Source organism: Kitasatospora sp. NPDC048722 (assembly GCF_040650235.1).
Taxonomy (GTDB): Bacteria; Actinomycetota; Actinomycetes; order Streptomycetales; family Streptomycetaceae; genus Kitasatospora.
This window is the reverse complement of record NZ_JBEZGX010000009.1, coordinates 143,491-165,388: the sequence shown is the minus strand read 5'-3', so window position 1 is coordinate 165,388 and position 21,898 is coordinate 143,491. Positions and strand designations below refer to the sequence as shown.

17 protein-coding genes are annotated in these 21,898 nt (G+C 73.3%); 5 read left to right on the top strand and 12 right to left on the bottom strand.

The window, feature by feature from the left end:
* Positions 1–124 precede the first annotated feature (124 nt).
* Positions 125–382, bottom strand: a complete 258-nt coding sequence (locus AB0C76_RS10150; protein WP_359962450.1) for a hypothetical protein — start codon at positions 380–382, stop codon at positions 125–127.
* A gap of 141 nt (positions 383–523) precedes the next feature.
* On the opposite strand from AB0C76_RS10150, the gene AB0C76_RS10145 reads away from it, so the two are divergent.
* Positions 524–1,732, top strand: coding sequence for a D-alanyl-D-alanine carboxypeptidase (locus tag AB0C76_RS10145; protein WP_359962447.1), 1,209 nt, complete (start codon positions 524–526; stop codon positions 1,730–1,732).
* Positions 1,733–1,760: 28 nt separating this feature from the next.
* Here the strand turns inward: AB0C76_RS10145 and AB0C76_RS10140 are convergent, their stop codons facing one another.
* Both AB0C76_RS10140 and AB0C76_RS10135 read right to left on the bottom strand, forming a co-directional pair.
* Positions 1,761–2,693, bottom strand: a complete 933-nt coding sequence (locus AB0C76_RS10140) for a YihY/virulence factor BrkB family protein (RefSeq protein ID WP_359962445.1) — start codon at positions 2,691–2,693, stop codon at positions 1,761–1,763.
* Between the two features lie 62 nt (positions 2,694–2,755).
* Positions 2,756–3,754, bottom strand: a complete 999-nt coding sequence (locus AB0C76_RS10135) for a glycosyltransferase family 2 protein (protein ID WP_359962442.1) — start codon at positions 3,752–3,754, stop codon at positions 2,756–2,758.
* A 137-nt stretch (positions 3,755–3,891) separates the two neighbouring features.
* On the opposite strand from AB0C76_RS10135, the gene AB0C76_RS10130 reads away from it, so the two are divergent.
* Both AB0C76_RS10130 and AB0C76_RS10125 read left to right on the top strand, forming a co-directional pair.
* Positions 3,892–7,464 carry a CDP-glycerol glycerophosphotransferase family protein gene (locus AB0C76_RS10130; RefSeq protein ID WP_359962439.1) on the top strand — a complete coding sequence of 1,191 codons (3,573 nt, stop codon included), beginning with the start codon at positions 3,892–3,894 and terminating at the stop codon, positions 7,462–7,464.
* Between the two features lie 282 nt (positions 7,465–7,746).
* Positions 7,747–10,257, top strand: a complete 2,511-nt coding sequence (locus AB0C76_RS10125) for a CDP-glycerol glycerophosphotransferase family protein (protein ID WP_359962436.1) — start codon at positions 7,747–7,749, stop codon at positions 10,255–10,257.
* Between the two features lie 55 nt (positions 10,258–10,312).
* On the opposite strand, the gene AB0C76_RS10120 is transcribed toward AB0C76_RS10125, so the two are convergent.
* The 6 genes from AB0C76_RS10120 to AB0C76_RS10095 form a co-directional block, all read right to left on the bottom strand.
* Positions 10,313–10,867, bottom strand: a complete 555-nt coding sequence (locus AB0C76_RS10120; protein WP_359962433.1) for a 2'-5' RNA ligase family protein — start codon at positions 10,865–10,867, stop codon at positions 10,313–10,315.
* The gene (trpS, locus tag AB0C76_RS10115) at positions 10,864–11,904 is read right to left on the bottom strand and encodes a tryptophan--tRNA ligase (RefSeq protein ID WP_359962431.1); all 1,041 of its coding nucleotides are present in this window, start codon (positions 11,902–11,904) and stop codon (positions 10,864–10,866) included. The genes AB0C76_RS10120 and trpS overlap by 4 nt, the downstream gene beginning before the upstream one ends.
* A 30-nt stretch (positions 11,905–11,934) precedes the next feature.
* Entirely contained in the window at positions 11,935–13,260 is a 1,326-nt protein-coding gene (locus AB0C76_RS10110) for a hemolysin family protein (RefSeq protein ID WP_359962428.1), read from the bottom strand.
* Between the two features lie 75 nt (positions 13,261–13,335).
* Complete coding sequence (locus tag AB0C76_RS10105; RefSeq protein WP_359962425.1) at positions 13,336–14,328, bottom strand: malate dehydrogenase; 993 nt, start codon at positions 14,326–14,328, stop codon at positions 13,336–13,338.
* 225 nt (positions 14,329–14,553) lie between these two features.
* A complete protein-coding gene (locus AB0C76_RS10100; protein ID WP_359962422.1) occupies positions 14,554–14,982 on the bottom strand; it encodes a DUF3017 domain-containing protein in 429 nt (142 codons plus the stop codon).
* A 21-nt stretch (positions 14,983–15,003) separates the two neighbouring features.
* A complete protein-coding gene (locus AB0C76_RS10095) occupies positions 15,004–15,858 on the bottom strand; it encodes a bifunctional methylenetetrahydrofolate dehydrogenase/methenyltetrahydrofolate cyclohydrolase (RefSeq protein WP_359962419.1) in 855 nt (284 codons plus the stop codon).
* A 480-nt stretch (positions 15,859–16,338) separates the two neighbouring features.
* On the opposite strand from AB0C76_RS10095, the gene AB0C76_RS10090 reads away from it, so the two are divergent.
* Complete coding sequence (locus AB0C76_RS10090) at positions 16,339–16,974, top strand: hypothetical protein (protein ID WP_359962416.1); 636 nt, start codon at positions 16,339–16,341, stop codon at positions 16,972–16,974.
* 77 nt (positions 16,975–17,051) lie between these two features.
* On the opposite strand, the gene purH is transcribed toward AB0C76_RS10090, so the two are convergent.
* Both purH and purN read right to left on the bottom strand, forming a co-directional pair.
* Positions 17,052–18,629 (bottom strand): bifunctional phosphoribosylaminoimidazolecarboxamide formyltransferase/IMP cyclohydrolase, encoded by a 1,578-nt coding sequence (gene purH, locus AB0C76_RS10085; protein ID WP_359962413.1) that lies wholly within the window; start codon positions 18,627–18,629, stop codon positions 17,052–17,054.
* A complete protein-coding gene (purN, locus tag AB0C76_RS10080) occupies positions 18,626–19,285 on the bottom strand; it encodes a phosphoribosylglycinamide formyltransferase (protein ID WP_359962410.1) in 660 nt (219 codons plus the stop codon). Before purN ends, purH begins: the two co-directional genes overlap by 4 nt.
* Positions 19,286–19,609: 324 nt before the next feature.
* Between purN and AB0C76_RS10075 the strand changes: the two genes are divergently transcribed.
* Positions 19,610–20,194 (top strand): hypothetical protein, encoded by a 585-nt coding sequence (locus AB0C76_RS10075; RefSeq protein WP_359962407.1) that lies wholly within the window; start codon positions 19,610–19,612, stop codon positions 20,192–20,194.
* A gap of 149 nt (positions 20,195–20,343) precedes the next feature.
* Here AB0C76_RS10075 and AB0C76_RS10070 read toward each other — a convergent pair whose 3' ends face one another.
* Positions 20,344–21,777, bottom strand: a complete 1,434-nt coding sequence (locus AB0C76_RS10070; RefSeq protein ID WP_359962404.1) for a DUF6350 family protein — start codon at positions 21,775–21,777, stop codon at positions 20,344–20,346.
* Positions 21,778–21,898: the final 121 nt, after the last annotated feature.

Genomic DNA, 21,898 nt, shown 5'->3' with positions numbered 1-21,898 from the left:
AGGGTCCTCGACCCTTGAGCCACCGTCCGGTTCTTCCGGATCTCGAACATCGCACCCCTTGAAGTGGGGTGTTGCAACGATCCCTAGAACTCAAGATCGCTCGGACGGGGCCTTCGGGCGTTCCTCAGTCGGTGGCCGGGGTGCGGCGGGTGGCGCGCAGGCCGCGGAGGCCGATGGTGCCGACGGCGATGCCGAGGCAGAAGGAGGTGACGGCGAGCAGGAGGTGGATCCAGAAGAAGGCGGTGGGCTGGGAGTGGTCGCCGTTGACGAAGGCCTGGCCGCCGGAGTCCTTCCACAGGTTCTTGACGAAGGTGGTCCAGATGATGACCGACCAGACGCCGAAGGCGGTCAGGAACCAGGAGGTGCGGCGGCTGAGCTTCATGCGGGGTCCTCGGCGGCGGTGTGGAGGCGGTGTGCACCCCCAGTATGCGCGGGCTGCCGATCGGCGTACGGAGGGCCCCTCCTCCGGAGGACCTTGCCGGTGTGGCGCACGGAGGGGGTCCCGAGTGGGTACGGTCGGCGGGTGATCGCACGCCCTCGCAAGCTCGCGCACCTGTTCGCCGCCACCGCGGTGCTGCCGGCCCTGTTCGTCGCCCCGGCGGCGGCCGCGGCCCCCACCGCGCCGGCTCCGCCGGCCGTGGTCGGCGGCGACCGGCTCGGCCAGTCCGGGGTCCAGGTCTCGCCGATGGCCGGCGCTCCGGCACTGCCGGGGGATCTGACCGGCCAGTCCTGGATAGTCTCCGACGCCGCGTCGGGAGAGGTCCTGGCGTCCTACAACCCGCACCTGCGGCTGCCGCCGGCCAGCACCCTGAAGATCCTCTTCGCGGACACCGTGCTGCCCAAGTTCGACCGCAACGCGGTCCACCGGGTCGCCGACGAGGAGATCCAGGGGATCGGTCCCGGCAGCAGCCTGGTCGGCATCAAGGAGAACCTGGACTACCGGGTCGAGGACCTGTGGCGCGGGGTGTTCCTCAGCTCGGGCAACGACGCCGTGCACGTCCTGGCGCACATGAACGGCGGCGTCCAGCAGACCGTCGCCGAGATGCAGTCGCGGGCGGAGGCCCTCCAGGCCCGGGACACCAAGGTGATCTCCCCGGACGGTTACGACATGGACGGCCAGGTCTCCTCGGCCTACGACCTGTCCCTGTTCGCGCGGGCCGGTCTGCGCAACGCGGACTTCCGGGGCTACTGCGCCACCCGGGACGCGATGTTCCCGGGCGCCGTGGACAAGAACACCGGCCAGCGCGGCAGCTTCGGCATCGCCAACACCGACCGGCTGCTGGGCAAGTACCCGGGCCTGATCGGGGTGAAGAACGGCACGACGACCAATGCCGGCTCGACCTTCGTCGGCGCCGCCGAGCGCGACGGCCGCACGCTGCTGGTGACGGTGATGCACCCCGCGTCGTACCAGAAGGTCTACGACGAGACGGCCGCGCTGCTGGACTGGGGCTTCGCCGCGGCCGGGAAGGTGCAGCCGGTCGGCAGGCTCGTGGACGAGCAGCAGCCCGGCGCCGAGCAGCCCACCGGCCAGGCGGGCGGCACGGCCGGGACGCCGGCACCGCCGCCGCACCCGTCGGCTTCCGCGTCCAGGGCCGCGGCGGCCGGTTCGAAGGACGGGGGCGACGGGATCGGCGTCGGCGGCTGGCTCGCGATCGTCGTCGGGGCGGTGGCCGGTGCCGGGGCCCTGGCGGTGCTGAAGCGCCGGGCGGGCACTCCCACCGGCGGCAGCTGACGCGGCGTCGCCCTGCGGCGGCCCGGCCTCACCCCAGGGGCCGGGCCGCCTCCGTCTCCGCCTCGTCCGCCGCCGCCGCCAGCAGCGCCCGCCCGTGTTCGCGGGTCCGCTCGCGGGCTGCGGCCGGGTCGGCCAGGGCGGTCCAGGCGACGCAGTACATCAGCAGGCGGCAGACGGAGTTCATCCAGAGCAGCAGCGCCACCGGCACGCCGAAGGCGCCGTACAGGCTCTTCCCGGCCACCGAGCCGAGGTAGGACGCGAGCAGGACCTTCAGCAGCTCGAAGCCGACCGCGCCGATCAGCGCGCCCTGCAGGACGTCGCGCCGGCGCTGGCCGCGGATCCCCGCGAACGGCCCGAGCAGGTAGGCGAACAGCAGGGTGTCGCAGGCCACCGCTATCACGAGACCGACCCCGGTGAGCAGGTAGCCGTTGTGCAGGCCGATCGCGGCGGCGATCCGCCCGGCGAGCGTCGTGCCGGCGGCGGAGGTGCCCAGCGAGAGCAGCGACACCAGGCCGAGGCCGCCGAGCACGACGCAGTCCCACGCCTTGCGCAGGATCACGTTGCCGTCCTCCCACGGCAACTGCCAGACGTCCCGGATCGAGGTGCGTATGGTGTCCACCCAGCCCAGGCCGGAGAGCAGCAGCAGGGCCCCGCTGACCAGCCCGACGGCGCCCGCGTTGGACACCAGGGACGGCAGGTCGAGCGCGTCGGAGATGCCCGGCAACTGGTCGGAGATGCGCTTCTGCAGGTCGGCGACCTGGCTGTCGCTGAGGGTTGCGGCGGCGATCGCCAGGGCCACGGTGAGCAGCGGGAACAGCGCGAGGAAGCCGAAGAAGGTGACCGCGCCGGCCAGCCGGTTGCCGCGCGCGGCGGTGAAGTGCTCGTACACCTGGTACGGGCGGCTGCGCAGTACCCGCGCGACGAGCGGGCCGACGACCGGAAGGCGGGTCAGGAAGTCCACCCGACCGGTTATACCCGCCCGTCCCCCGAACGGCCGTCAGGCTCGACCTGCGGCGGGCGGGTTCAGCGCCTCACCAGCCGTCGGGCCCGGGCCAGGACGCGGACGGTCCGGTACGCGCCGTAGCGGCCGTGGCTGAGCAGTTCGGCGCGGACCCCGTCCACCCCGGCGGGCGGGCGGTAGCCGGCCGGGCGCAGCCGGGCGCAGTGCTCGGCGGCGCGGCGGAAGTACTCGCGGCGGTCGCCGGCCGGGACCCGGCCGGGCTTGGCGACCACGGTGTTGAGGTGGTGCAGCATCTTGCCGTAGACCACCGGGCGCCAGCGGTCGAGGTCGGGGCGGCGGTCGAGGAAGGCGAAGACCAGGTCGTACTGGGCGAAGACGTCGAAGTGCTTGCGGCTGGCGGTGGCCAGGATGTTGCCGCCCTCCTGCCGCTGGCGGTAGTGCACGCCGATCCGGTCGAGCAGGGTGATGCTCGCGGCGGCGAGGAGCGCCGGGTACGTCCAGGGGGTGTCCTCGTAGTAGCCGGCCGGGAAGACCAGTTCCTGCTCGGTGATGAACCCGCGGCGGTAGGCCTTGTTCCAGACGACCTGGAGCAGGTCGAGCAGGTCGGGGCGGGCGTCGAGGTCGAAGACGTCCGGGGAGGCGGCGTCGAAGACGTGGGCGGAGGCGGCGCGGGTGATCCGGCCGTCGACGTAGGTCCGGGCGTAGTCGTAGACCAGGACGTCCGGGTCCCCGGTGGCGGCGAGCCGGTCCTCGACGGCCCGGAGCAAGCCGGGGGTGAGCGTGTCGTCGCTGTCGAGGAAGATCACGTACTCGCCGGTGGCGACCTCCAGGCCGGCGTTGCGGGCGCGGCCGAGGCCGACGTTCTCCGGCAGGTGCAGCACCCGGACGCGGGGGTCCGCGGCGGCCGCCTCGTCGAGCACCGCGCCGCAGCCGTCCGGGGAGCGGTCGTCCACCGCGATCAGTTCGAAGTCGGGACCGTCCTGGCCGAGGACCGAGTCGAGGCACTCGGCGAGGTAGTCCTGGACCTGGTACACGGGGACGATCACGCTGAAGCGGGGCACGGGCCCAGCGTAGTGGCCCCCGGGAGCGCCTTGGCCAGGACGGTAGGATCGCGGTGCACGTACGCACCGATTCAAAAGTGCGGCCAGACCCCGACCCGGGCTGCCACGCTGATTCCCGAGAAAGGCCTGCGTAGCCGATGGCTCCCCGCCTCTCCATCGTCGTTCCGATCTACAACGTCGAGCGCTACCTCGTCGAGTGCCTCGACTCGATCGCCGCCCAGACCTTCGGCGACTTCGAGTGCGTGATGGTCGACGACGGTTCAAAGGACGGCAGCGCGGCGCTCGCCGAGGCCTACGCCGCCAAGGACTCCCGGTTCCGCCTGGTCCGCCAGGTGAACAAGGGTCTCGGCGCGGCCCGCAACACCGGCATCCGGCACATCGACCCGGACTCCGAGTTCCTCTGCTTCGTCGACAGCGACGACTCGATGCCGCCGAGCGCGTACGAGCTCATGATCAACACGCTGGACGAGACCGGCTCCGACTTCGCCACCGGCAACGTGCTGCGCTTCCGCGCGGTGGGCTACTACCAGTCCGGCGGCCACGTGAAGCCGTTCAAGGAGACCAGGCTCAAGACCCACATCACCGAGATCCCCGCGCTGGTCACCGACCGCACCGCGTGGAACAAGGTGTACCGCCGCTCCTTCTTCGACGCGGCCGGCCTGCTGTACCCCGAGGGCATCCTGTACGAGGACGCCCCGGTCAGCGTGCCGCACCACTACCTCGCCAAGAGCGTGGACGTGCTCGCCGAGCCGATCTACCACTGGCGCGAGCGCGAGGTCGGCGAGATGTCGATCACGCAGATGCGCACCAACCCGAAGGGCCTGATCGACCGGGTCGCCTCGGTCGAGCTGGTCCGCGGCTGGCTGAAGAAGCAGACCGAGCCGCGCTTCGCCCAGTACCTGCGCTCCTACGACGAGAACACCCTCGTCGAGGAGATCCCGATGTTCTTCTGGTCCGTCGTGGACGGCGACAAGGAGTACCGGGACGCCTACGTCAAGCACGTCAGCCGGCTGCTGCGGGCGATCGGCCCCGAGCACGTCCGCAAGCTGCGCGCGCCGCTGCGGCTCAAGTACCACCTGACCCTCCAGGGCCGGGTCGACGAGTTCGTCGAGCAGATCAAGTACGAGGGCGAGAGCAACGGCGGCGTCCAGGCCCGCGGCCTGCTGCGCCCGTACGCCGACTACCCGTTCCTGCGCGGCGGCCGCAAGAGCGTCCCGGCCGGCGTCCTGAAGCTGGACAACTCGCTGGTCATGCGCAGCCGGCTGTACGGCTCGGCCTGGGTCGGCGGCAAGCTGGAGCTGACCGGGCACGCGTACCCGGAGCAGCTGGGCGCGGCCGGCAAGCACGACATGGTCCGCACGCTGGTGCTGCGCGAGACCAAGGGCCGCCGGGTCGTCGCCGTACCGATGAGGACCCAGTACAGCCCCGAGGCCACCGCGAGCTGCAGCCACGACCTGTACAACTGCGACTGGGCCGGCTTCACCGTCGCCCTCGACCCGAAGAAGCTCAAGCACCGCGGCCAGTGGAAGGACGGCCACTGGCGCGTCCTGGTCGCCGGCGCGGGCAAGGGCGGCGTGTACAAGGGCCGGGTCTCGGCCGGCTGGAGCGACACCGCCGAGTACCTCCCGACGCACTGGGTCGAACCGGACGTGCGGATCGTGCCGTGGGTGCGGGACAACTTCGTCTACCTGAAGGTGGAGACGGTCAGGGCCCGGGTGACCGGCCTGGCCGCGCACGCCGGCCAGGTGGAGGTCTCGGGCGCGGCCCGCTCCGGCACGAGCTTCGCCGGGGCCCGCCTGCGGCTCATCCACGTCGAGTCCGACCGCGAGCTGGCCTTCCCGCTGGAGCTGGGCGCGCCGGTCGGCACGCTGCAGCCGTTCTCGGTCTCCTTCCCCGCGGCCGAGCTGACCGCCGTCCGCGAGGCCTGGGCCGAGCTGGACCCGGTGGCCGCCGAGCGTGCCCGCGACCGCTGGGACACCGCCCTGGTGCTCACCGACGGAACCGCCGTGCCGGTGGTCTGGGACGAGCGCAACGCGCCCGAGCAGCTGCACGTCGTCCTCAACCCGCAGGCGCCGACCGCGGAGCGCCGCGCGCTCTACTCCAAGCCCTCCCCCGCCGGGAACCTGCAGTTCTCGGACCAGCTGCTCCAGCCGATCGTCGACGAGGTCGCCTCGCGCGGCGCCGACGGCTTCCTGCTGAGCGGCTCCTTCCCGCTGCCCGACTCGCACCGCTGGGAGCTGGTCGTCCGGCACGACTGGCGCGAGGAGGAGCACGTCTACCCGGTGGAGATCACCGACGGCCGCTTCCGCACCGCGATGCCGGCCGTGCCGACCGCCTCCTTCGCCGGGCGCGTGCCGCTCGCCCAGGGCACCTGGAACGTCTTCTTCCGTCCGGTCGGCGCTCCGTTCGACGACGCCGTCGTCCTGCACGCGCTGATCTCGCCGGAGTGCTTCGGCACGCTGCCGCTGGAGGTGGAGTCCCGCGGCAAGCGGATAGTGCTGGAACGGCGCCACCACGACGGCCTGTCGCTGGAGTCGCACTCGGCCCTGCTGCCCGAGGAGCGCAGCGGCTACCGCCAGCGCCAGCTGCGGACGACCGACTACCCGGCCGCCCGTCGGCACCCGGTGCGCGAGACCGTCCTTTACAACGGCGGCCTCGGCGGCCTCTACGCGGACTCCCCGCGGGCGATCCACGAGGAGCTCGTGCGCCGCGGCCTGCCGCTGGAGCACCTGTGGGGCAGCGACGACCTCCAGGCAGACCTGCCGCAGACCGCGCAGGCGATCCGGCTGTGGAGCCCGGAGTGGTTCGAGGCGCTGGCGACCGCCAAGTACATCGTCACCAGCACCCACCTGCCCGACTTCTTCGTCCGCCGCCCCGGCCAGGTGGTCGTGCAGACCTGGCTCGGCACGCCGCTGAAGCAGATCGGCCTGGACTTCGAGAAGGTCTGGTTCACCGACTCCAACTACCTGAAGGGCCTCGCCAAGGAGGTCCCGAACTGGAGCCTCCTGGTGGCCGGCAACAGCTGGTCGGCCCCGCTGCTCAAGCGCGCCTTCGACTACAAGGGCGAGATCCTGGAGAGCGGTTCGCCCCGCAACGACCTGCTGTTCGCCCCGGACCGGGAGAAGACCGCGGAGCAGGTCCGCGAGCGCCTCGGGCTGCCCGAGGGCAAGAAGGTCGTGCTCTACGCCCCGACCTGGCGCGAGGACCGGCGCCGGCCCAACGGCGGCTACCAGATCGACCTGCGGGTCGACCTGGACGCGGCCAGGGCCGCGCTCGGCGAGGACCAGGTGCTGCTGGTGCGCCGGCACAGCGTGATGTGCGGTCAGATCCAGGGCGCCGGCAACGGCTACGTCTGGGACGTCGGCAGCTACCCCGACATGGCGGAGCTGCTGCTGATCGCCGACGTGCTGGTCACCGACTATTCGGCCTCGGTCTTCGACTTCGCGTCGACCGGCAAGCCGGTGCTGTTCTTCACGTACGACCTGGAGCACTACCGGGACAACCTGCGCGGTTTCAGCCTGGACTTCGAATCGGTGGCCCCCGGCCCGCTGCTGGCCACGTCCGCCGAACTCGTCGCCGCACTCGGCCGGGTCGACGAGGTCGCCGCCGAATTCGCCGACAAGGCCGCCGCTTTCCGCGAGGCCTACTGCGACCTGGACGACGGCAAGGCCTCCGCCCGCGTCGTCGATGCCATGCTCCGAAAGGAGTAATTTTTCCTCGAACGTCCCGAGGCGTCCGGTGCGATTCCGCACCGGACGCCTCGGCATTTCTGAGAGTTACCTGAGGACGCCCGGGCCTTTACACCCGCATTGCACTCGAACTGGCGTTTCGTCGGCAAATTTCTCAGGAAATTCTACGAACCGTACAGTTGACCCCGGGTGTCGTCCCGGTATGGGATGTCAATTCGACTGTCACCGCCCGGCTGCCGCCGGTCGGCAACACCCCCGGCCAAGCGCCACGCCGGGTTCCCGTCCCGAAGGGCTCCACCCGAAATGCCAGTGCTCACGCGGCTCGTCCTGCCCCACGCCGACCCCCGTGTGACCACCGCGCTGCCCACCCGGTCCGAGGACGCCGTCTTCGGCCTGCTGCGCGCCCGCTGGGCCGGCCGCGGCCTGGAGCTCACCGGCTTCGCCCGCCCGCACGACCAGGACACCGGCCGGGCCGGCTCCGCCTGGACCTGGCTCACCCTGCGCCACCCCGAGGACGCCCAGCCGCCCGTCCACGTGCGCTCCCGGCCGCGGCGCCTGCCCGAGATCACCGACGAGAGCGCCCAGCCCGAGCACAACCACGACTGGTCCGGCTTCACCGCCGTGATCGAGCCCGGGCGGCTGCGCCGCGGCGGCCAGTGGCTGCTCGGCGACTGGCAGATCGAGGCCACCCTCTTCACCCGCCCCCGCCCCACCCGGGTGCGCCGCCAGTACGGCACGCTCGCCCCGCACTGGTGCGGCTCGGGCGAGTACCCGCCGGCCCGCTGGGTCGACCGCGACGTGCGCCTCCTGCCGCACTTCACCGACGACCGCCTGCACCTGCTCCTGGAGCGCCCCGGCGTCCGGCTCACCGCCGCCACCCCCGTCGACGGGGGCCTCGACCTGCGCGGCACCGCCGACCACTGCCCGTCCGGCACCGCGCTGCGGCTGCGCCACCGGCAGAGCGACGCCGTCGTCGAGCTGCCCGTCGCCCGCGCCGGCAACGCCTTCGCCGTCCACCTGCCCTACCGGCCGTTCACCGCCGACGGACGCGGCACCGGCGACCTGGAGCACTGGGACGCCGAACTGCGCCGCCCCGACGGCAGCACCGAGCAACTCGTCGTGGACGAGCGCGGCGGCCCGGTGGCCGGCCAGCACCGGCTGCCCGGCACCGCGGACCGGGCGCTCTACCTCAAGCACCTCGCCGACGGCCGGCTCCAGGTCTGCGTCCAGCCCGCGGCCGGCATGATCGACCGGATCGCCGTCAAGGCCGGCGCCTTCGAGCTCGCCGGGCACTGCCCCGACCCCGCCGCCGGCCGGCTGGAGCTGGTGCTGCGGCACACCGGCACGGCCGGCGAGGTCCGCCGACCGGTCGAGGCCGGCGCCGACGGCCGCTTCCGGGTGCAGGTGCCCGCCACCCGCACCGGCTCGGACGGCACCGCCCTGCCGCTGCGCAAGGGCATCTGGGAGGCCGCGCTGGAGCCCGCCGACCGCTCCGGCCCGACCCGCCCGCTGCTCGCCGCGCCCGGCGCGCTGGCCGCCCTGCCGGCCGCCACCCAGGCCGGCGGCAAGCCCGTCCTGCTCCAGCGCCGATGGCACGACACCCTGCTGGTGGACTCCACACCGGTGCTCAGCGCCACCGAGCGCAGCGCCTGGACGCAGTCCCGCCTGCGCGCCTCCGACTACCCCGCCGCCCGCCGCGAGCCGCTGCGCGAAGCCGTGCTGTACGACGTGTTCGGCGGCCGCGGCTACGCCGACTCCCCCCGCGCGGTGCACGCCGAACTCGTCCGCCGCGAGCTGCCGCTGGAGCACCTGTGGGTGGTCGACGACGCCCAGGCGGACCTGCCGCCCGGGGTCACCGCGGTGCGGATCTGGAGCCCCGAGTGGTACCGGGCGCTGGCCACCTGCCGGTACCTGGTCGGCAACACCCACTTCCCGGACTTCCTGGAGCGCCGCCGCGGCCAGGTGGTCGTGCAGACCTGGCACGGTTCGCTGCTGAAGCGCATCGCCCACGACGTCGAGAACCCCTGGCTGTCGGACCACGGCTACCTGGACGCGCTCGACCGCGAGACCCCGCAGTGGAGCGTGCTCGTCTCCCCCAGCCCGTTCGCCACCCCGATCCTGCGCCGGGCGTTCCGGTACGGCGGCGAGATCCTGGAGGCCGGCTACCCGCGCAACGACGTGCTGGCCCGGCCCGACGGGCGCACCGCCGCGGCCGTCCGCCGCCGCCTCGGCATCCCCGAGGGCAAGCGGATCGTGCTGTACGCGCCGACCTGGCGCGAGGACCAGCAGCGCGGCGACGGCGACGGCTTCCGGCTCGACCTGCGGATCGACCTCGACCACGCGCGCCGCGCCCTCGGCCCGGACCACGTGCTGCTGATCCGCCCGCACGCGCACGTCCGCGAGCCGCTGCCGGGCGCCGGGGACGGTTTCCTGTACGACTGCGCGGACTACCCGGACGTCCAGGAGCTGCTGCTGGTCGCGGACGTGCTGGTGACCGACTACTCGTCGATCATGTTCGACTTCGCGATCACCGGCCGCCCGGTGCTCTTCTTCACCTACGACCTGGAGCACTACCGCGACACCCTGCGCGGCTTCTACTTCGACTTCGAGACGGAGGCCCCCGGCCCGCTCGTCCCGGACTCGGCCGAGCTGGTCGGCGCGCTGCGCGAACTCGCCGACGGCGGCACCGGGCTGACCACCGGGTACGCGGAGCGCTACCGCCGCTTCCGGGCCGCCCACTGCGCGCTGGACGACGGCGGCGCGGCCCGCCGGGTCGTCGACCGGATGCTCGAACTCACCCGCACCGCCAGCTGATTCGCTCGCTCCGGACGGTTCGTCCGGTCCAGCCGATCCGGCGGATCCGGCCGGTTCACGCGAAGGAGTAGCTCCGCCAGGGCCGCCAGACCTCGTCCGCGTCGAACCGGGAGAGGCCGAACCCGGGCACCGTGAAGGCCGCCCGGAAGCCGCGCGCCTGCTCGTACGCCTGGTCCAGCACGTCGTCCGGCAGGCCGTGCGCCACCGTCACGTGCGGGTGGTAGGGGAACGCCAGCTCGCGGGCCAGCGGGCCCGAGCGGACGTCAGCCTCCAGCAGCCGGCACTCCTGCGCGCCCTCCTCGACCCGGACGAACACCACCGGGGAGACCGGGCGGAAGGTGCCGCCGCCGCTCAGCAGCATCCGGAACGGCCGGTGCGCCGCGGCCACCGCCGCCAGGTGCTCCTCGATCTTGGGAAGCTCCTCGGCCGGCACCTCGGTCGGCGGCAGCAGCGTGACGTGCGTCGGTATCGACCGGGCGAGCGGATCGCCGTGCCCGGCCCGGGCGTCCTGGATCTGCGCGCCGAACGGGTCCGGGACGCTCACGGACACGCCGATGGTGACGACCTCGGGGAGGTCGCCACCACCGGGCAGGCGTGTGAGGGGAGTCACCGCTTGGCGGCCGGGAGGAAGCCGATCCGGTCGTACACCGTCGCCAGCGTCTGCGACGCCACCTCGCGGGCCTTGTCCGCACCGAGCGCCAGCACCCGGTCCAGCTCGGCCGGGTCGTCCAGGTAGGTGCGGGTGCGCTCCTGGAAGGGGGTGACCCACTCGGTGAACAGCTCGGCCAGCTCGGTCTTCAGGGCGCCGTACATCTTGCCCTCGAAGTGGGCGACCAGCTGCTCGACGGACCGGCCGCTGAGCGCGGAGTGGATCCGCAGCAGGTTGGAGACGCCGGGCTTGCCGTCCTCGTCGTAGGAGACGACGGTGCCGGTGTCGGTGACGGCGCTCTTGAACTTCTTGGCGCTGACCTTCGGGTCGTCCAGCAGGCTGACCAGGCCCTTGGGCGAGGAGGCCGACTTGCTCATCTTGACGGCCGGGTCCTGGAGGTCCTGGATCTTCGCCGTCTCCTTGAGGATGTACGCCTTCGGCACCGTGAAGGTCGGGGTGTAGCGGGAGTTGAAGCGCTCCGCGATGTCCCGGGTGATCTCCACGTGCTGGCGCTGGTCCTCGCCGACCGGGACGGCGTCCGCCTGGTAGAGCAGGATGTCGGCGATCTGGAGGATCGGATAGGTGAACAGGCCGACCGTGGTGCTGTCCGCGCCGTAGCGCGCGGACTTGTCCTTGAACTGGGTCATCCGGGAGGCCTCGCCGAAGCCGGTGAGGCAGTTCATCACCCAGGCCAGCTGCGCGTGTTCGGGCACGTGCGACTGGACGAAGAGCGTGCAGTGCTCCGGGTCCAGGCCGGCGCCGAGCAGCTGGGCGGCGGAGATCCGGGTGTTCTCGCGCAGGGTCGTCGGGTCCTGCGGCACCGTGATCGCGTGCAGGTCGACCACCATGTAGAAGGCGTCGTTGTCCTTCTGCAGGTCGACCCACTGGCGCACCGCGCCGAGGTAGTTGCCGAGGTGGAACGACCCGGAGGTGGGCTGGATCCCGGAGAGCACCCGAGGACGGTCCTTGACCGGACCAGTGACCGCTGCGTTGACCATGCGGGCCATTGTTCCAGTTCCACCGGGCGGTCAGGAAACCTCTGCCCCTGGAGGTTCCGACAGTGTGACGGCACTCACCCTGACCCGGGCGATCCGCCGGCCCTCCAGCTTGGCCACCGTCAGCAGCACCCCGCCGCCGCCCTCGACCGGTACCCGCACCTGGTCGCCGTCCCTGGGCAGCCGGCCGAGCGAGGCGACCAGGCAGCCGGCCACCGTCTCGTACGGGCCCTCCTGGAGGGCGACGCCGGTCTCCTCCGCGAAGTCGCCGAGGTTGAGCAGGCCGTCCAGCTCCATGCCGCCGCCGGCCAGTCGGCGGATGGTGGCGGTCTCCGGGCGGTCGTACTCGTCCCGGATCTCGCCGATGACCTCCTCGACCAGGTCCTCCAGGGTGACGATGCCCGCGGTGCCGCCGTACTCGTCGACCACGATCGCCAGGTGGTGGCCCTCCCGGCGCATCTCGCCCATCGCCTCCAGCACCAGCTTGGTGCCGGGCAGCAGCTTGACCGGGCGGGCCAGGTCGCGGACCTTGGCGGCCTGCTCGCCGCGCGTGCCGTACAGGTCGCGGACGTGGACGAAGCCGACCACCGCGTCGGCGCTGCCCTCGACCACCGGGTAGCGCGAGTGCGGCGAGGTCTCGGCCTGGTGGCGGACGGCGGTCAGGGCACGCTCGGCGTCCAGGAAGGTCACCTCGGTGCGCGGGACCATCACCTCGCGCAGCTGCCGCTCCCCGGCGGAGAACACATCGGCGATCAACGCCCGTTCGTCGCTGCCGAGTTCGGTGTTGGCGGCGACCAGGCCGCGCAACTCCTCGGAGCTCATCGAGCCGCGCCCGGCGGTCGGGTCGCCGCCCAGCAGTCGGACCATCATGTTGGTCGAGTGCCCGAGCAGCCAGATCACCGGCCGCAGCACCGAGGACATCACGTCCACGACGGGCGCCGCGGTCACCGCGATCGACTCGGCGCGCTGCAGGCCGATCCGCTTGGGGGTGAGCTCGCCGAGCACCAGCGACACGTAGCTGATCACCAGGGTGAGGCCGACCAGCGCGATGGCGTCGGCGACGCCCCGGGTGAGCCCGGCCCGCACGAACAGCGGGGCGACCTTGCCGGCCAGCGTGTCCGCTCCGAAGGCGGCGGACAGGAAGCCCATGCAGGTCACGCCGACCTGCACGGCGGCGAGGAAGCGGTTGGGGTCGGCGGCCAGGTGCGCGGCCCGGGCGGAGCGCCGGGTGCCCTGCGCCTCCAGCGTCCGGATCTGGCCCTCGCGCAGCGAGATCAGCGAGATCTCGGCGACGTTGAAGAGCCCGCCCAGGAGGATGAAGACGAGGACGAGCGCCGCGTCCCCGATGGTTTCGTTCACAGCGCGCCAGTGTAAGGCGACGGCCCGCCGCTTCCCCGGGAGGGAGGCGGCGGGCCGTCGAAGAAGCCGGGTGGCTCAGATGAGGCCGAGCTCCTGGACCGCGTCGCGCTCCTCGGTCAGCTCCTTGACCGAGGCGTCGATGCGGGCGCGGGAGAAGTCGGAGATCTCCAGGCCCTGGACGATCTCGAACTTGCCGTCCTTGGTGGTGACGGGGAAGGAGGAGATCAGGCCGGCCGGGACGCCGTAGGAGCCGTCGGAGACGACGCCCATCGAGGTCCAGTCGCCCTCGGCGGTGCCGTTGACCCAGGTGTACACGTGGTCGATGGCGGCGTTGGCGGCCGAGGCGGCCGAGGAGGCGCCGCGGGCCTCGATGATGGCCGCGCCGCGCTTGGCGACGGTCGGGATGAAGTCGTTCTCCAGCCAGGCCTGGTCGCTGCCGACGGCCTCGAAGGCCGGCTTGCCGGCGACCTCGGCCTGGAAGATGTCCGGGTACTGGGTCGCCGAGTGGTTGCCCCAGATGGTGACGCGCTTGATGTCCGAGACCAGGGCGCCGGTCTTGGCGGAGAGCTGGCCGACGGCGCGGTTGTGGTCCAGGCGGGTCATCGCGGTGAAGCGCTCGGCCGGGACGTCCGGGGCGTTGCGCTGGGCGATCAGGGCGTTGGTGTTGGCCGGGTTGCCGACGACCAGGACCTTGATGTCGTCCGCGGCGTGGTCGTTGATGGCCTTGCCCTGCGGGCCGAAGATGCCGCCGTTGGCCTGCAGCAGGTCGCCGCGCTCCATGCCCGCGGTGCGCGGACGGGCGCCGACCAGCAGGGCGACGTTGGCGCCGTCGAAGGCCTCGTTCGGGTTGTCGGTGATGGTGATGTCGCGCAGCAGCGGGAACGCGCAGTCCACGAGCTCCATGGCGGTGCCCTCGGCGGCCTTCAGGCCCTGCGGGATCTCCAGGAGGCGCAGGTTCACCGGCACGTCGGCACCGAGCAGGTGGCCCGAGGCGATGCGGAAGAGCAGCGCGTAGCCGATCTGGCCGGCTGCTCCGGTGATGGTGACGTTGACGGGGGTGCGGGTCATTTCTACCTTCTCCAGCAAATCGCCAGGTGCCCCAGGCACACCGGCACTGGAGCCGAGGATGGTCTCTCGACATCGAGAGACCGGCGTCAGGTTATCGCAAAGGGAAGCGTACGCCGCGTGCGCGGGCGTGGCTGATGCGTCACAGCGGAACGCCCGTCGGGCACGCGGACGGCCCCCGCCCGGAGAACCCGGACGGGGGCCGTCGCGCGGCGCGGTGGCGCGGGATCAGTGCTTGGGGCGTCCGATCAACTGCCCGATGTTGTCGAGCAGCGGGAACTCCAGCCACGGGTTCGGCTGGGCCACCAGCGTCAGCAGGACGATCGCCGCCCCCAGGAAGCCCAGCACGAACACGTCGGTGAAGCGGCTGCGCACCGCGAGCATCCCGACCTCGGGCAGCACCAGCCGCAGGACGGCGCCGAGCAGCACGCCGCCGCCGAGGATCAGCAGCCCGTACTTGAAGCCGTCCTTGAAGTCGGCGAACCAGGTGACCGCCAGCCCGGCGCCGACCACCAGCAGGACCAGCGTTATCGGCCACTGGCGCACCGGCAGGGCGTGCTCGCGCCCGAGGGCCGCGGCCGAGCCCTCCGGCGGGATGGTGCCGGTGGTCTTGACCGGCCGCTGCCGGGACCGCGCCGCGGGTCGTGGGTCACTCATGTCCGCCGCCTCCCGGAGGTGTCAGACGCCGGCGCGGCGCTCGGCCGCCTCGACGATGTTGTTGAGCAGCATCGCGCGGGTCATCGGGCCCACGCCGCCCGGGTTCGGGGAGATCCAGCCGGCCACCTCGGCCACGCCCGGGTGGACGTCGCCGACGATCTTGCCCTCGCTGCGGCTGACGCCCACGTCCAGGACGGCCGCGCCCGCCTTGACGTCCTCCGGCTTGATCAGGTGCGGCACGCCGGCGGCGGCCACGATGATGTCGGCCTTGCGCAGGTGGTAGGCCAGGTCCCGGGTACCGGTGTGGCACAGGGTGACGGTGGCGTTCTCGGAGCGGCGGGTCAGCAGCAGGCCGATCGAGCGGCCGACGGTGACACCGCGGCCGACCACGACCACCTCGGCGCCGTTGATCTCGACGTTGTGGCGGCGCAGCAGCTCGACGATGCCCAGCGGGGTACAGGGCAGCGGGCCCTGGATGCCGAGGGCGAGGCGGCCGAGCGAGGTCGGGTGCAGGCCGTCCGCGTCCTTGTCCGGGTCCATGAGCTCCAGGACCGGGTTCTGGTCCAGGCCCTTGGGCAGCGGCAGCTGGACGATGTAGCCGGTGCAGGCCGGATCGGCGTTGAGTTCGCGGACGACGTCCTCGACGTCCTGCTGGGTGGCGGTGGCGGGCAGCTCGCGCTGGATCGAGGCGATGCCGACCTCGGCGCAGTCCTTGTGCTTGCCGTTCACGTACCAGCGGCTGCCCGGGTCGTCGCCGACCAGGACGGTGCCGAGGCCGGGCGTGACGCCCTTCGCCTTGAGGGCCGCCACGCGGACGGCGAGTTCGGACTTGATCGCGGCAGCAGTGGCCTTGCCATCGAGAATCTGGGCAGTCATGACCCCATTCTCCCGGATCGCGGCGAGCCTCCGTACCAGGGCACCGGACCCGCTCCGCCGGGGCCCGCGGGAGAACGGGACGGACACGGAAGGCCGGTGCCGCGTTGCGGTTGCGCCACAGTCTCGCCACCGCCGCGGGGGGCGGCTGGACACGGCGCTCCCGTCCGGTCGACGATATGGGCACGGCCCTGCCGCGACCGGCCCGGTGACGGGCCGACGGACACCACGGCGGGGCGCACCCGGGGGAAAGAAGCAGTGAGCCGACCACACGACACAGCGCCGTCCAGCGCGCCGCCGCCGTTCCCGCTCGCTCCGCACCGGGCACGTTCCTGAGCCGCCGGCGCCCGGCGCCGCGGCACCGTCGCCGTGCCGCCGACGCGCCCGACCAGCGTCCCGTCCGCCCGGCGCCCCGACCCGCCGGCCGGCTCCGGGCGCTCCGCCGTCCCGTCCCCACGTCCCCGTAACTGCCCGGAGGCTTCGATGAGTTACCCGCCCGACCCGAACAACCCCTACGGCCAGCCGCAGCAGCCCGGGTACGGCTACCCGCAGCAGGCCCCGCCGGCCGCCGGGTACGGCTACCCGCAGCCGGCCGCGCAGCCGATGTACGGGTACCCGCCGGTCGCGCCCCAGCGCATGTCGATGCCGGGCCTGATGGTCACCGCCCGGGTGTTCCTGTTCATCATCGGCGCGGTGCAGGTCCTCATCACGGCCGGTCTGCTGATCGGGGCGGCCGGCGCCAAGAAGGTCGCCAACGAGCACACCACCGGCAGCGACACCGCGATCTTCGGCAACGCGGCGGCGAGCGTCCTGCTGGTCATCGGGGTCGTCTACCTGCTCGCCGCGGTGCTCTCCATCACGCTCGGCGTGAAGTTCGGCAGCGGCGGCCCGGCCACCCGGATCACCACCATCGTGTACGGCTCGATCGCCCTGCTGCTCGGCCTCGGCGTGCTGATCAGCTCGATCACCGGGGGCGCCCAGTCCCAGGTCGCGGGTGCCGCGGTGGGCGCCGGGTTCGGGGTCGGGATCGGCGTGCTGTGGATCGCGATCTGCGTCCTCTGGATCGCCGCGGTGACCACCCGGGACGGCGTCGCCTGGTTCAACCGGCCGCGCTACTGACCGGCCCGCACGGCGACGCGGAGCGGCCCGGCCCCCTCTCGGAGGGAGCCGGGCCGCTCCTGCGTTCGGTCACGCCGTCAGTGGAAGAAGTGGCGCGCGCCGGTGAAGTACATCGTCACGCCCGCCTTGGTGGCGGCCTCGACGACCTGCTCGTCGCGGATCGAACCGCCGGGCTGCACGATCGCCCTGATGCCCGCGGCGATCAGGATCTCCGGGCCGTCCGGGAACGGGAAGAACGCGTCCGAGGCCGCGTACGAGCCCTTGGCCCGCTCGCCGGCCCGCTCGACCGCGAGCTTGCACGAGTCCACGCGGTTGACCTGGCCCATGCCGACGCCGACCGAGGCGCCGTCCTTGGCCAGCAGGATCGCGTTGGACTTGACGGCCCGGCAGGCCCGCCACGCGAAGGCCAGCTCGGCCAGCTCCGCCTCGGAGAGCGCCTCGCCGCTGGCCAGCGTCCAGGTCGCCGGGTCGTCGCCCTCGGCGTGCACCCGGTCGGCGTCCTGGAGCAGCACGCCGCCGGAGACCGGGCGCACCTCCTGGCGGTTGACCGGGGCCTCGGGGGCGAGCAGCACCCGCAGGTTCTTCTTGCGGGCCAGGACCTCGACCGCGCCCTCTTCGTAGCCGGGGGCCACGACGACCTCGGTGAAGATCGGGGCGATCTGCTCGGCCAGCTCGACGGTGACCGGGCGGTTGACCGCGATCACACCGCCGTACGCGGAGACCGGGTCGCACTCGTGCGCCTTGCGGTGCGCCTCGGCGACGTCGGCGCCGATCGCGATGCCGCACGGGTTGGCGTGCTTGATGATCGCGACGGCCGGCTCGGCGTGGTCGTAGGCGGCGCGGCGGGCGGCGTCGGTGTCGACGAAGTTGTTGTACGACATCTCCTTGCCGTGCAGCTGCTGCGCGCCGGCCAGGCCGCCGGTGCCGTCGCTGTACAGCGCGGCGCCCTGGTGCGGGTTCTCGCCGTAGCGCAGCACGTTCTGCCGCTCCCAGGTGGCGCCCAGGAACTCGGGGAAGCGCTCGTCGCTCGGGGCGTAGCCGGCCTCGAACCAGGAGGCGACGGCCACGTCGTAGGCGGCGGTGTGGGCGAACGCGGCACCGGCCAGGCGCTTGCGGGTGGCCAGGTCGAAGCCGCCCTCGCGAACGGCCGTCAGCACGTCGCCGTAGCGGGCCGGGTCGACCACGACGGCGACCGACGGGTGGTTCTTGGCGGCGGCGCGGACCATGCTCGGGCCGCCGATGTCGATCTGCTCGACGCACTCGTCCGGGGTGGCGCCGGAGGCGACGGTGGCCTTGAACGGGTAGAGGTTCACGACGACCAGGTCGAACGGTTCGACGCCCAGCTCGGCCAGCTGCGCGCGGTGCGACTCCAGGCGCAGGTCGGCGAGCACGCCGGCGTGCACGCGGGGGTGCAGCGTCTTCACACGCCCGTCCAGACACTCCGGGAAGCCGGTCAGCTCGGAGACCTCGGTCACCGGGACGCCGGCGGCGGCGATGCGGCCGGCGGTGGAGCCGGTGGAGACGATCGCGACCCCGGCGGCGTGCAGGCCCTGGGCCAGCTCCTCCAGACCGGTCTTGTCGTACACGCTGATCAGCGCACGACGGATCGGACGGATGTTCTCCGAAACGGGGGGCGTGGTGGAGCTGGCACTCATGCCGGGATCCATACCTTTCGGTCCTCGATGCGGTGACCTTCGCGGGCCAGCCGGCCCACGACGTCGACGAGCAGCTTGCGCTCGACAGTCTTGATGCGCTCGTGCAGCGCTTCGCCGCCATCGGCGTGGTCGGCGTCGGCGACCTCGACGACGCCCTGCGCGATGATCGGCCCGGTGTCCACCCCGGCGTCGACCAGGTGGACGGTGCAGCCGGTGACCTTCACCCCGTACGCGAGCGCGTCGGTGACGCCGTGGGCGCCGGGGAAGGACGGCAGCAGAGCGGGGTGGGTGTTGACGATCCGCCCCCCGAAGGCCGCGATGAACTCGGGGCCGAGGATCTTCATGAAGCCGGCCGTGACGACCAGGTCCGGCTCGTGGGCGGCGACGGAGGCGGTCAGCGCGCGGTCCCAGTCGGCGCGGTCCGCGTGGTCCTTGACCCGGTGGACGAAGGTCGGCAGGCCCGCCCGCTCGGCGCGCTCCAGGCCCGCGATGCCGTCGCGGTCCGCGCCCACGGCGAGGATCTCGGCCCCGTAGGCCGGGTCGGCGGCGGCGTCGAGCAGCGCCTGCAGGTTGGTGCCCGAGCCGGAGACCAGCACCACCAGGCGGGCCGGTCCGGGCGTACGGGGCGGGAAGAGCTGGGCGGGGGCGGCGGCCACTGCGCGATTCTCCGTAGGTCGGGCGCCGCCCGCTGGTACGTCCACCGGCGGTGGGGCCACTACGAACGGCAGGTCGAGCGAGGGGGAACACCAGGAGAACCCGCCGCGACGCGGGCCCCGGGGAACCTCTGTGAGCTGCTGACCGTCACCACGATAACGGCTGGTCGGACGGCCCCCGAACCCTCCGGCCGGGGCTACGCGCGTAGTTGAGACGGGGATCTCCCCGCAGCCGGCCCGGCAGGCCGCCGGGGGCCCGTCGGACCGCTGCGGGATCATAGGGGCACGGGCACCCGCCCCACCGACCGAGAAGGAATGGCGGAAACCATGAGCAGCGGTGACAACCCCGGCGAGCGCAACCCCTTCGCGCCGCCGCCGGCGGATGCCCCGGACCAGCCGTGGCAGCCGCGCGCCCCCCGGTCCGCCGACGGCGGCGACGGCCCCGACGGCGAGGGCCCCGGCCGGTCCGGCGGCGACGGCCGGCAGCCCCGCCCGCCGGTCCCGCAGCCGCCGCGGCTCGACCCCACCGACCCGGCCCAGCGCAAGGCCCGCAACGCGGCGCTCGCCGGGCTGTTCGCGCTGATCTGCGTGCTCGCCGGGGTCACCTGGGTGGCCCTGTTCGTCGGGGCGCTCGGCATCGTGTGGGGCATCGGCGCGATGCGCGCCCCCCGGCCGTCCACCGCCGTGGGCGTCGCGCCCGCCGGGCCGAACCCGCTCACGCCGGCCGCGCTCGCCGGGGTGCTCACCGGCGCGATGACCGTCGTGGTGGCGTCCTCGGTGATCGGCCTCGGGCTCTACTACGACGACTACGTGACCTGCGTCCGCGACTCGCTGACGACGGTCGGCGCCGACAACTGCAGCCGGCTCGCGCCGCAGTGGTACGTCGACCTGGTCGGGAACGGCCGGAACTAGGGCGTGTCCTTCGGCTCGGGCCGGAGGACCGCGGCGTCTGGCTGCGTGCATCGCACGGCGGAGGCCGGGGGACATCGGCGACCGACGGGAAGCGCGGCGAGGCGCGTGCCCCGGCGTCGAGGCACCCGGCCTGAGCCCGAGGACTCGCCCTAGGGTCGGTCCTCCGACGCTCGGGGGGCGCGTCCGCTCAGCCGCAGCACCGCGGCGTGCGCGCGGGCGCGCAGCTGCCAGCCGCTCCGGCGGGCGTGGCCGGCCAGGCCCGCGAGGACCCCGGCTCCCGGAGCGGCCGGGCCCAGCGCCCGGTGGCGCACCAGCAGCGCCCCGGGCACCACCACCACGACGAACCAGCCCGCCGCCGCCAGGCCCGCCCACCACGGCACCGGTCCCAGCCGGGCCATCCGCCCGCCCGCCAGCGCGCCGCCGGACAACCAGCCCAGCGCGGCCGCCCCGACACCCGTCAGCAGCGCCGCCAGCACGGCCGCCACGGCCGTCGCGGCCGGCTGCCACGCGCGCCGGGCCGCGGCCCGGCCGAGCAGCACCGCCGGGACCGCCCCGGCCAGGACGGGGAGCGCGATCGCCGCGAGCCGCCAGCCGCCCGGGCCGGATTCCGGGAGCAGCGCGAACAGCGGGAAGTCCGGCACCGGCCCGAGCACCGTGCCGCCCGGCGCCACCGCCGTCCCCTCCCCCACGGCGAACCCCGGCCCCAGCGCGTACGCCGCTCCCCACAGGACGGCGTTCGGCAGCAGCACCACCGCCAGCAGCACCAGCCCCACGACGGCCGTCGGGCCACGGTCCAGCACCGCCATCCCCCGGCCGCCGCCGGTCACCGCGTCCGACACCGCCGCGGCGGCGACCAGCACTCCGCCCGCCGCCACCAGCCCGGCCCCGGCCGCGAGCGCCGCACGGCGGACGGACTCCGCACAGTCCGCCGGACGGGCGTGCGCGGGGAGGCGGTCGAGGAGACGGCCCGCGAACGCGGCCCCGAGCACGTCGGAGTCGTCCGGCCCGTCCGGCCCGTACGACGTGTGGGGCTCATAGGCCCCATAGGGCTCGTCGGGCTCGCGGACCTCGCGCGTCGACCGGGCCCCCGCGCTGACCGCGAGCGCGGCCAGCAGCCCGACCACCAGCACGTCCGGCAGCACCCGCGTGCGGAACAGTCCGGCTCCCGCGCAGTGCACCACGACCGCGACCGCCACCCCGCAGTACCCCGCCCACACCGCCACCGGGCCGCCCCACCACGACCGCAGACCCCTCCGCGCCGACACCCGGGCGCCCGCCCGGAACAGCTGAACCACCGCCAGCAGACCGATGAGCAATGGGGTGACGGTCAGCGGCGCCCCCGCGCCCCCGCGCAGCAGCGGCGCGCCGTGCCCCAGCAGCCACAGCGCCCCCACGAGCCGCGACGCACCGGCCGCGCCGTCGTCCGCGTACGGCGTCACCACCCACAGCCCGAACACCGGCACTCCGACCACCGCGAGGCCGACGAGCGCCGTCCGCACCCCCGCCAGGAGGTCGGCCAGGGCGGGGCGAGCACCCAGCTCGCCCGGCACCTCCAGGATCGGACGGCCCATCAGCTGCGTCATGCGCCTCATGGTGCCAAGGCGACTCGCCATGCTCCGTGAAGCGGCAAACCGCCGTCGTGTCCCAGATTATTGGCTTATGCGCATTTTCAGACCCTGCCCCCAAGCCGTCGGCGCCCCGGCC

Excerpts from the sequence above, each read along its gene's own strand:
- AB0C76_RS10150 (WP_359962450.1), bottom strand. The coding sequence starts at position 382 with ATGAAGCTCAGCCGCCGCACCTCCTGGTTCCTGACCGCCTTCGGCGTC.
- AB0C76_RS10130 (WP_359962439.1), top strand. The coding sequence starts at position 3,892 with ATGGCTCCCCGCCTCTCCATCGTCGTTCCGATCTACAACGTCGAGCGC.
- AB0C76_RS10125 (WP_359962436.1), top strand. The coding sequence starts at position 7,747 with ATGCCAGTGCTCACGCGGCTCGTCCTGCCCCACGCCGACCCCCGTGTG.
- trpS (WP_359962431.1), bottom strand. The coding sequence starts at position 11,904 with ATGGTCAACGCAGCGGTCACTGGTCCGGTCAAGGACCGTCCTCGGGTG.
- AB0C76_RS10105 (WP_359962425.1), bottom strand. The coding sequence starts at position 14,328 with ATGACCCGCACCCCCGTCAACGTCACCATCACCGGAGCAGCCGGCCAG.
- AB0C76_RS10100 (WP_359962422.1), bottom strand. The coding sequence starts at position 14,982 with ATGAGTGACCCACGACCCGCGGCGCGGTCCCGGCAGCGGCCGGTCAAG.
- AB0C76_RS10095 (WP_359962419.1), bottom strand. The coding sequence starts at position 15,858 with ATGACTGCCCAGATTCTCGATGGCAAGGCCACTGCTGCCGCGATCAAG.
- AB0C76_RS10090 (WP_359962416.1), top strand. The coding sequence starts at position 16,339 with ATGAGTTACCCGCCCGACCCGAACAACCCCTACGGCCAGCCGCAGCAG.
- purH (WP_359962413.1), bottom strand. The coding sequence starts at position 18,629 with ATGAGTGCCAGCTCCACCACGCCCCCCGTTTCGGAGAACATCCGTCCG.
- AB0C76_RS10075 (WP_359962407.1), top strand. The coding sequence starts at position 19,610 with ATGAGCAGCGGTGACAACCCCGGCGAGCGCAACCCCTTCGCGCCGCCG.
- AB0C76_RS10070 (WP_359962404.1), bottom strand. The coding sequence starts at position 21,777 with ATGACGCAGCTGATGGGCCGTCCGATCCTGGAGGTGCCGGGCGAGCTG.